The 8,857-nt window shown below is 69.9% G+C and carries 9 protein-coding genes; 4 read left to right on the forward strand and 5 right to left on the reverse strand.

The genetic code is table 11. The features are described 5' to 3' along the window. Together IFT89_RS18915 and IFT89_RS18920 are read right to left on the reverse strand one after the other, a co-directional pair. Positions 1-1,037: hypothetical protein (locus tag IFT89_RS18915; protein ID WP_202939735.1), on the reverse strand; the 1,037-nt coding region annotated here is incomplete at its 3' end. 132 nt (positions 1,038-1,169) lie between these two features. After that, positions 1,170-1,571: a (R)-mandelonitrile lyase gene (locus IFT89_RS18920; protein ID WP_202939736.1), complete on the reverse strand. Its 402-nt coding sequence runs from the start codon at positions 1,569-1,571 to the stop codon at positions 1,170-1,172. A 133-nt stretch (positions 1,572-1,704) separates the two neighbouring features. On the opposite strand from IFT89_RS18920, the gene IFT89_RS18925 reads away from it, so the two are divergent. Then, positions 1,705-2,598, forward strand: a complete 894-nt coding sequence (locus IFT89_RS18925; protein ID WP_202939737.1) for a DUF808 domain-containing protein — start codon at positions 1,705-1,707, stop codon at positions 2,596-2,598. A gap of 24 nt (positions 2,599-2,622) precedes the next feature. Here the strand turns inward: IFT89_RS18925 and IFT89_RS18930 are convergent, their stop codons facing one another. Next, entirely contained in the window at positions 2,623-3,117 is a 495-nt protein-coding gene (locus IFT89_RS18930) for a GNAT family N-acetyltransferase (RefSeq protein WP_202939738.1), read from the reverse strand. A 172-nt stretch (positions 3,118-3,289) separates the two neighbouring features. Between IFT89_RS18930 and IFT89_RS18935 the strand changes: the two genes are divergently transcribed. Further along, positions 3,290-4,186, forward strand: coding sequence for an alpha/beta hydrolase fold domain-containing protein (locus IFT89_RS18935; RefSeq protein ID WP_202939739.1), 897 nt, complete (start codon positions 3,290-3,292; stop codon positions 4,184-4,186). Between the two features lie 73 nt (positions 4,187-4,259). Here IFT89_RS18935 and IFT89_RS18940 read toward each other — a convergent pair whose 3' ends face one another. Next, complete coding sequence (locus IFT89_RS18940; RefSeq protein ID WP_064295846.1) at positions 4,260-4,571, reverse strand: metalloregulator ArsR/SmtB family transcription factor; 312 nt, start codon at positions 4,569-4,571, stop codon at positions 4,260-4,262. 65 nt (positions 4,572-4,636) lie between these two features. On the opposite strand from IFT89_RS18940, the gene IFT89_RS18945 reads away from it, so the two are divergent. Continuing rightward, a complete protein-coding gene (locus IFT89_RS18945; RefSeq protein ID WP_202939740.1) occupies positions 4,637-5,536 on the forward strand; it encodes an NAD-dependent epimerase/dehydratase family protein in 900 nt (299 codons plus the stop codon). Between the two features lie 51 nt (positions 5,537-5,587). Here IFT89_RS18945 and IFT89_RS18950 read toward each other — a convergent pair whose 3' ends face one another. After that, entirely contained in the window at positions 5,588-6,646 is a 1,059-nt protein-coding gene (locus tag IFT89_RS18950; protein ID WP_202939741.1) for a LacI family DNA-binding transcriptional regulator, read from the reverse strand. Positions 6,647-6,813: 167 nt separating this feature from the next. On the opposite strand from IFT89_RS18950, the gene IFT89_RS18955 reads away from it, so the two are divergent. Further along, positions 6,814-8,857: glycoside hydrolase family 2 TIM barrel-domain containing protein (locus IFT89_RS18955; protein ID WP_202939742.1), on the forward strand; the 2,044-nt coding region annotated here is incomplete at its 3' end.

Genomic DNA, 8,857 nt, shown 5'->3' on the forward strand with positions numbered 1-8,857 from the left:
GGCCCCCACTGCTGCGGCGCGGGCTGTGCCGGAGCAGGCTGCCCGGGCGCGGAGCCCTGCCAGGACGGAGCGGGCCACTGCTGGCCCGGCTGCTGCGGGGCCGGCTGCCCCTGGTGCGGCTGCCCCTGGTAGCCCTGCCCGGGGTGCCCCTGCCCATACTGGCCGGGGTTCGGCTGGCCGCCATACGGCTGCTGCTGCCCCTGGTACGGCTGCTGCTGCCCCTGGTACGGCTGCTGCTGCCCCTGGTGCGGCTGCTGCGGGTACGGCTGCCCCTGGTACGGCTGCTGCCCCTGGTACGGCTGCTGGCCCGGGTAGCCCTGCTGCCCCGGGTAGCTCTGAACCGGGTAGCCGGGTGCGGCCTGCTGGTACACCTCCGGACGGTACGGCTGCTGCCCGTAGGACACCCGCTCGCCCTCCGGCTTCGGCGAGAACGCCCGGACGATGACGGGGATCACGGCGGAGATCGCCGCAGCGAGTGTCGTGGCCGCGGCGATGCGCCACCACCAGTCAGCCCAGGTGCCCTCTGGGAACGCCATGGGCAGCACGAGCACGAGGACCGTGGCGATGATGAGCGCGATCGTCACGATGCCGGTGGCCCTGACCACGGTGGACGTGGCGCGGGTGACGAAGTGGAGGAAGTACACCTGGATGATGATGAGCGCCAGACGCACGATGATGAGGATGCCGAGGAACAGCATGATCTGCGTGGACCAGACGAACCCGTCGGAGGTGTTCGGCGGCTGGAGCCACCCGTTCCACAGCTTCAGGAGGCCGACGGTGACGAGGAAGATGTTCACCAACGTCGACACCGCGAGGTACCACTTGTTGGGTCCGTGGCCGGCTGCGGCGTCGAGCGACACGGCCCCGACGAAGGCCGCGAGCAGCAGCAGCGTGAGCCAGACCCGCCCGGCGATGTCGGCCTGATCGCCGACGATGATGAAGTATCCGCCGATGATCGCCGCCGCGACGAGCGTTCCGATCGTCAAGGTCAGTGCGAGCACTGCCGACCGTGAGCGGCGCGGTGTGGTCTCGACCATTCGAAATCCCCAATCTGTCGTGAGTGCCAACAGTACCGGGGTGGCATCCGCATGGAAGGGAGGCCTCCCTACCTCTGGGGAGGACGCCCGCTTCTCCACAGCGGAGAAGCGGGGTCGCGGTCAGGCAGTCGGTCAGGGGCGGTGGTAGTCGGCTTCGGCGACGTGCTCGAGCCAGGTCGTGCTCGCGGCCGGGTCGTCCGCCCGCTCGAACATCGCGAGGTGCTCCATGTAGTCGTCGGGCGTGGCTCCGTGCCAGTGCTCCTCGCCGGGCGGGGTGTAGACCGTCTGGCCCGGCTGGACGACGAGAACGGTACCGTCGCGCGTGCCCATGAGGGCGACGCCCTCGGTGACGTGGAGGGTCTGCCCGTTGGCATGGGAGTGCCATGCGGTGCGGGCGCCGGGGAGGAACCGCACCTTCGCGACCACCATGTGCTGGCCGTCCTGCTGCGGCGCGGCCAGCAGGTCGAGGTAGACGTCGCCGGTGAACTGCTCGGCGGGGTTCTTGATCGTCGCGGGTTTCGGTTGGATCTGCATACGGACGACGCTACGGCCGTGCACGTCGGCGAGGGAGTGTCCAGCAGTACACCCTTCAGCGATCACGACAGTACTGTGGACTCCGTCCCTGCCGAGCCCGCGGCGGCGTGACCCCCGAGCCAAGGAGAAGCACATGTCGGTCGGCCTGCTCGCCGTTGTCGATGACATCCTCAGCGCAGCCCTCAAGGCGAGTGCGAAGACCGCCGGCGTCGTCATCGACGATGCGGCCGTCACCCCGCAGTACGTGCAGGGGCTCACCCCCGCTCGAGAACTGCCGGTCGTGTGGCGGATCGCCCGCGGCAGCCTCATCAACAAGTTCGTCATCATCATCCCGATCGCCCTGCTGCTCACGGCGTTCGCGCCCTGGGTGCTGCCGTTCCTCCTCATCATCGGAGGCACGTACCTCTGCTTCGAGGGCGCGGAGAAGGTCATGGAGTGGTTCGGCATGCACCACGCCGAGGCGGAGGAGGACGTCCGCGACGAGAAGAAGCTCGTCTCCGGGGCCGTCCGCACCGACCTCATCCTCAGCACGGAGATCATGCTCATCTCCCTCGCCAGCCTCGACTCCGGGCTCGGCATCTGGATGACGCTGGGCGCTCTCCTGGTCATCGGCCTCGTCATGACGGCGGTCGTCTACGGCGCGGTCGCCCTGCTCGTGAAGATCGACGACATCGGACTCCGGCTCATGAAGAACCCGTCACGCGGCGTCCGCCGCACCGGTGCACGGATCGTCGCGTCAATGCCCGCGGTCTTCCGCGTCATCAGCGTCGTCGGCACGGTCGCGATGCTCTGGGTCGGCGGCCACCTCGTGATCGCGAACCTCGCCGAGACGTTCTGGCACGGCCCGTACGACCTCCTGCACGTCGTCACCCACGCGATCGAGGCCGCCGGACCGGTCGTCGTCTGGATCGCCGACACCGCGATGTCCGCCGTGTTCGGACTCGTCCTCGGTCTGATCGTCGTCGCGGTCGTGACCGGGATCTCGCGCCTGCGTTCACGCAACCAGCCCGCGAAGGCTGCTCACTAGCGACGACAGTCGCGCCGCCGAGCGTCAGCGGAGCGGGCGGGCGTAGCAGAGCGACATCGGGATGACCTCGTACGGCGAGTAGATCGGGATGGGTTCGTAGCCGAGCCACTCGTAGAGCCGCACGGCCTCGGGCTGGCGGTCGCCGGTCTGCAGGATGAGGCGGGACGCCCCCTCGGCACGGGCGGTGTCCTCGACGGCGGTGATCAGGCGCTTCGAGACGCCCCGGCCGCGGTGGCTCGGGAGGGTGACGACGCGCTTGAGCTCCCATTCGCCGTGCAGTCGGCGCAGGGCGGCGTGACCGACCGGCTCGCCGTCGATGAGGGCCAGGAAGGTCGCACTGATGTCGGCAGGATCGACGGTGAACGCGGTCAGCGCTCGCTCGGCAGCCTCGTGGTCCCAGTCCTCCCAGGCCGACGCGTACCGTGCGTCCATCTCCTCGTCCATCGCGGCGCGGAGCCGCACGGCCCGCTCGTCGTCCCAGGCGACTCGCTCGATGACGACGGGGTTCAGCTCGGGCATGCGGTTCCTTCGGGACGGGCTGCTGCGGCGCGATCGGCACGTCGACGCCGTCTGCCAGTGTCCCACGACGAAGACCCGTCGGAGCGCTTCACCTCCAGCCTGACGGGGACTCCTGCCCAGCCTGCGCTGCTACCGTGGCGAGACCCAGGAACCCGTCAACCGCGGAGGCACCGTGCTCACCATCCCAGGCGTCGTCGTCGGCCCAGCGCTCCGACTGATCCGCGCGAACCGCGCCTTCGTGAGCGAGGCCGGCGCGCGCCGCCGGATCCGGGAACGCACCCTCCGGCCGGCGTCCTACGGTCCGCCCGGTACCCTCCGCAGCGACGTCCGGGTCGACGTCGAACGTTTCGGAGAGTGGCCGGTGTACACCGTGTCCCCCACGCGACGACCGGCGATCGGCGGGGTCGTGTACGCGCACGGCGGCGGCTGGGTCGGCGAGATCGCACCGCAGCACTGGACGCTGGCCGCCACCATCGCCGCGGAGACCGGCGCCGTGGTCACGCTGCCGATCTACCCGCTCGTGCCCTACGGCACCGCGGCCGTGGCGCAGGACGGCGTCGTCGAGCTGGTCCGGCGCAGCATCGAGCGGCACGGGCCGACCGTCCTCGCGGGCGACTCGGCCGGCGGTCAGATCGCCCTGTCGGCTGTGCTCCGACTCCGGGACGAGGGCGTCGTCCTCCCGATGACCACCCTGCTGTCACCAGCACTCGACCTCACTTGGAGCAACCCGCGGATCCCGCTCGTGCAGCCGAGCGACCCCTGGCTGGCGACGCCGGGTGGGCGCGTGTTCGCGGAGCATTGGCGTGGCGACCTGGACATCACCGATCCGACCGTGAGCCCCCTCTTCGGCGACTTCGCCGGGCTCGGACCACTCACGCTCTTGAGTGGGACCCGCGATGTCCTCAACCCCGACGCCGAGTTGCTCGTCGAACGAGCCGAAGCGGCAGGCGTCACGGTCGACTACCACGAGGGTGCCGCGCAGTTCCACGTCTGGGCGCTGCTGCCGACCCGCGCCGGACAGGCCGCCACGCAGACGATCGTCCACAGCGTCACGCACGGGCTGCGCTGAGTCGCCCGAAACGGCTCGAGATCGCGGCGGAATCGAACACTCTCGGGCGACTCAGGGCCGGATCGAGATCGAGCTACGCGGTCCGGCGCTTGCGGACCTCACGCAGGACCATCTGCTCCGGACAGACGGTGGACAGGAAGTCGCCCACCGACAGCGCGAGGCGCTCACCGACGAGTGAGTAGAGGATGCGGTTCGCATCGCGGCGCTCGGAGACGAGGCCCGCCTGGCGCAGGACGCTCAGGTGCCGGGAGATGGTCGGACCGGTGGCGTCGAAGCGTGCGGCGATCTCCCCCGCGGCGAGCTCGCCGTCCTTGAGGTCCTGCAGGATCTGCCGCCGCGTCGGATGAGCGAGCGCGGCGAAGATGTCCGACGCTGTATCTGCCATGTTTGCAATCTAGCACAATTGCGATATACAGTTTCGCTATATTGCTAACAAGCGAAGGAGACAGCATGCGAGTGGCCATCACCGGTGGGACCGGGTTCGTCGGACGACACCTGGCCGAGCGACTACAGCACGACGGGCACGAGATCGTCGTCGTCTCCCGACGCACCGGCGTGGAGATCGACGACGTCGAGGCGTTGACCGCCGCGTTCGCCGACTGCGACGCGGTCGCGCACTGCGCCGGGATCAACCGGGAGCTCGGCGAGCAGACCTTCCAGCGCGTGCACGTCGACGGCACCCGGGCGGTCGTGGACTCGGCCCGCCGCGCCGGCGTCGGTCGCATCGTGCTGGTGAGCTTCCTCCGCGCGCGCCCCGACTGCGGCTCCGGGTACCACGAGACGAAGTGGGCGGCCGAGGAGATCGTGCGGGGCTCGGGCATCGCGCACACCGTCCTCAAGTTCGGCATGATCTACGGCGCAGGCGACCACATGGTCGATCACGTCACCAAGGCCGTCCGCACCTTCCCGGTGTTCGCGACCGTCGGCTACCGCGAGCGCCGCGTGCGTCCGGTGCCGGTCGCGGACGCCGTCGACGTCCTCGTCGCAGCACTCGAGGGCCGGGTGTCGGAGCCGACGGTCGCGGTCATGGGCGCCGAGGAACTCGAGCTGGGTGCGGCCGTGCGGCGGATCGCGCACGTGGCCGGACGCCGCCCGCTGTACGTCCCGGTCCCCGTGTGGACGATCCGCCTGCTCGCGCGCGCGACGGAACGCCTCATGAAGACGCCACTCGTGGCGAAGGCGCAGGCGCAGATGCTGGCCGAGGGCGTGAGTGAGTCAGCTCCACCCGCACCGGAACTCCCTGCGGACCTCCGTCCGTCCCGCCGCTTCGACGAGTCCCGGATCCGTGCCGCGCTCCCCGCGGGCCGGTTCACCCTCGGCGACCTCCGCCTGTCGCGCTCATCCCACTGAGTCGCCCGGAATTGCTCGAAATCCGTGCGGAATCGCGCAGATTCGGGCAGCTCAGGGCATTGAGGTCGGGGCGGGCGCCGTCGACTCACGTTCGATGAGCGTGGTCGCGAGCTCGAGGTGGTGGGAGAACGGCTTCTCCCCGGCGTGCAGGCGGAGCAGGGTGTCGACCGCTGCGCGTCCGATGTCGTGCATGGACGTGTGGACCGTGGTGAGGCGGGGGACGGTCAGCATGGCCGAGTAGGTGTCGTCGTAACCCACCACGCTCACATCCTCCGGCACCCGGAGGCCGGCCCGCAAGACGGTGCGCACGACCGCGAAGGCGTCGGCGTCGTTGGTCGCGAACACGGCGGTCGGTGAATCCGCGCTGGCCAGCATGCGCGCGACGGCGTCCCCGGCAGTACCCATCCCCTCCTCGGAGACGAGGTCCGGATCGAGCGGGATACCGGCCCCGCGAAGTGCTTCGCGGTACCCGACGGCGCGCGCCCGCAGGCCTGGATTCGCCGGGTTCCCTCCGACGAAGGCGATCCGCCGATGGCCGAGATCGAGCAGGTGCTCGACCGCCTGCTGCCCGCCGGCGGTGTGGCTCGAGCCGATACTCGCGACCGAGCGGTCGAGCGGATCCGGCGAGTCGACCGCGACGAGCGCGATGCCCGCGTCGAGGCAGGCATCGACGACATCGGCGGCGATGGGCGTCGTGACGACGATCATGCCGATCGCACCTCGCGCCGCGACGCCGTCGACGAAGCCGCGGTCGAGCGCCACCTCGTCTCCGGTCGCATCCGTGGACCCGAAGCCGGAACCGGGCGACAGCACCCGCGTCACGAGATCGATGTCCGACCGCTGTGCCGCGGCGACCATGCCGTCGAGGACACGGAGGGAGTAGACGCTGTGCAGGGTGTCGAACACGACGTGGATGCTTCGTGGAGCACCGGGGATCGACCGGGGTGTCGGGCGGTACCCGAGCTCGCGCACGGCCGTCTCGACCCGGGCACGGGTCGCCTCGGACATGCCCGATCGACCGTTGATCACCTTCGAGACGGTCGCGATCGAGACACCGGCGCGCTCTGCGATCGACGCCAGCGTCGGACCCGTCATCGGTGTTCGTGCCATGGAGTCCCCTCCCTCGTCCCACAGCGGGCGGCCGCCGGTCGCGCCCAGCCTAGCGAAACAGTTTCGAATCGACGCGTTGACGACGTCACGCAGTCTCGCTTACCGTCGGGATCACGGCGCACGACGCCGAAAGACTTTCGTCATCCCGATCTGCACTGGAGCACGTCATGACCACCATCCCGTTCACCGGCGACTGGATCGTCCGCGCACCCCGAGGCCCCTTCGCCGCTGTCCAGGGCGGCGCTGACGACTCGCGAGCCGTGACCCTCCCGCACGACGCCCTGCGCGACGCCGAGCGGTCGCCGGACGCACTCGCCAAGGGCGGGGCCGCCTACTTCCCCGCCGGCGCCTTCAGCCAGGTGAAGACCTTCGAGGTCCCTGCCGAGTGGTCCGGTCGCATCGTCCGGCTCGAGATCCAGGGCGCGTTCAGACACGCGATGGTGTACCTCAACGACGAGTTCGCCGGCAATCGTGCCGACGGCTTCGCGCGCTTCTTCGTCGAGCTCACCCCGTTCCTCCGCTTCGGCGAGACGAACACGCTGCGCATCGAGACCCGCGCAGGGCAGGACTCCCGCTGGTACGCCGGAGCCGGCCTGCACCGCCCGGTCCTCCTGCACGTCGACGAACCCACGCACATCGAGCCCGACGGTGTCCGCATCACGACGATCCGGGTCGAGGACGACCAGGCGGTGCTCGAAGTGGCGACGACCGTCGTCAACCGGGGTCTCACCAGGAGTGCACGCATCCTCGCGACGGAACTCGCCGGCCCTGACGGGAGCGTGGTCGAGGGCGAGCGCACGCCGGTCACCGTCGCGCCAGGCGATAGCGCGCTCATCCGCCAGCGCCTGTACGTGCCGGACCCGGCCCTGTGGAGCGTCGACTCACCGGCGCTGTACTCGGCGCGGACCTCGCTCGAGGTCGACGACCGACCCGCCGACGACGCGGCCGTCATCCAGACGGTCCACGGCATCCGCACGGTCACCGTCGACCCGCGGAAAGGTCTGCGCATCAACGGCGAGCCGGTGCTCCTCCGCGGCGCCTGTATCCACAGCGACAACGGTCCGCTCGGTGCAGCGTCGATCGCGCGCGCCGAGGAACGGCGTGTCCAGCTCCTCAAGGACGCCGGCTTCAACGCGATCCGCGCGGCCCACAATCCGGCGTCGCCCGCCATGCTCGACGCCTGCGACCGCGTCGGCATGCTCGTCATGGACGAGGCCTTCGACATGTGGGGTCGGGGCAAGACGGACCACGACTACTCCCTCGACTTCGCGCAGTGGTGGCGAGCCGATCTGGAGTCGATGGTGGCGAAGGACATGAACCATCCGAGCGTGATCATGTACTCGATCGGCAATGAGATCGTCGAGGTCGGCACCCCGCACGGCGCGATCCAGGCGCGGGAACTCGCCGAGCACGTGCGGGCGTTGGATCCGACACGACTCGTGACGAACGGCGTGAACGCGACCCTGGCCGTGCTCGACGATCTGGACGACATCATGGCGTCGGACCAGGGGTTGAACGAGCTGATGGGCGAAGCGGGCGCGAACATGATGAGCCTCATCGGTTCCTCCGAAGCTGTCACGACGCGCACCGAGGAGTCCAGTGCGGCCCTCGACGTCCTCGGCCTCAACTACGCGGACGGCCGCTACGCGAGCGATGCCGAGCGGTTCCCGCACCGCGTGATCGTCGGCTCGGAGACCTTCCCGACCCAGATCGGCGACCTCTGGCCGCTCGTCGAGGCGAACCCGAACGTGATCGGTGACTTCACCTGGACCGGCTGGGACTACCTCGGCGAGGTCGGCATCGGTGCGACCTCCTACGCTGAAGATCCCGAGGCGAACGGTGCACTCGAGCGCGAGTTCCCGTACCTCACCGCGTGGTGCGGCGACTTCGACATCATCGGCTGGCGGCGGCCGGTGTCGTACTACCGGGAGATCGTCTTCGGTCTGCGGTCCGAGCCGGCCATCGCGGTCCTCCGACCGGAACGGCACGGGCAGACGATCACGATGCAGTCCCCGTGGGCGTGGAGCGACTCGGTCGACTCGTGGACGTGGCCCGGCTTCGAGGGCGCGCCGGTGACGGTCGAGGTCGCCGCCGACGCCGACGAGGTGGCCCTGCTGCTCGACGGTGTCGAGGTGGCGCGCGGGCCGGTGGGTGGGCGCCGGCCGAAGCTCGCCGAGTTCGAGACCGTCTACCGGCCGGGCACGCTCGAGG

Source organism: Plantibacter sp. CFBP 13570 (genome assembly GCF_014841395.1).
Taxonomy (GTDB): domain Bacteria; phylum Actinomycetota; class Actinomycetes; order Actinomycetales; family Microbacteriaceae; genus Plantibacter; species Plantibacter auratus.

What these genes read in the sequence shown, in the direction of transcription:
- IFT89_RS18920 (WP_202939736.1), bottom strand. Translation starts at nt 1,571, where the DNA reads ATGCAGATCCAACCGAAACCCGCGACGATCAAGAACCCCGCCGAGCAG.
- IFT89_RS18925 (WP_202939737.1), top strand. Translation starts at nt 1,705, where the DNA reads ATGTCGGTCGGCCTGCTCGCCGTTGTCGATGACATCCTCAGCGCAGCC.
- IFT89_RS18930 (WP_202939738.1), bottom strand. Translation starts at nt 3,117, where the DNA reads ATGCCCGAGCTGAACCCCGTCGTCATCGAGCGAGTCGCCTGGGACGAC.
- IFT89_RS18940 (WP_064295846.1), bottom strand. Translation starts at nt 4,571, where the DNA reads ATGGCAGATACAGCGTCGGACATCTTCGCCGCGCTCGCTCATCCGACG.
- IFT89_RS18945 (WP_202939740.1), top strand. Translation starts at nt 4,637, where the DNA reads ATGCGAGTGGCCATCACCGGTGGGACCGGGTTCGTCGGACGACACCTG.
- IFT89_RS18950 (WP_202939741.1), bottom strand. Translation starts at nt 6,646, where the DNA reads ATGGCACGAACACCGATGACGGGTCCGACGCTGGCGTCGATCGCAGAG.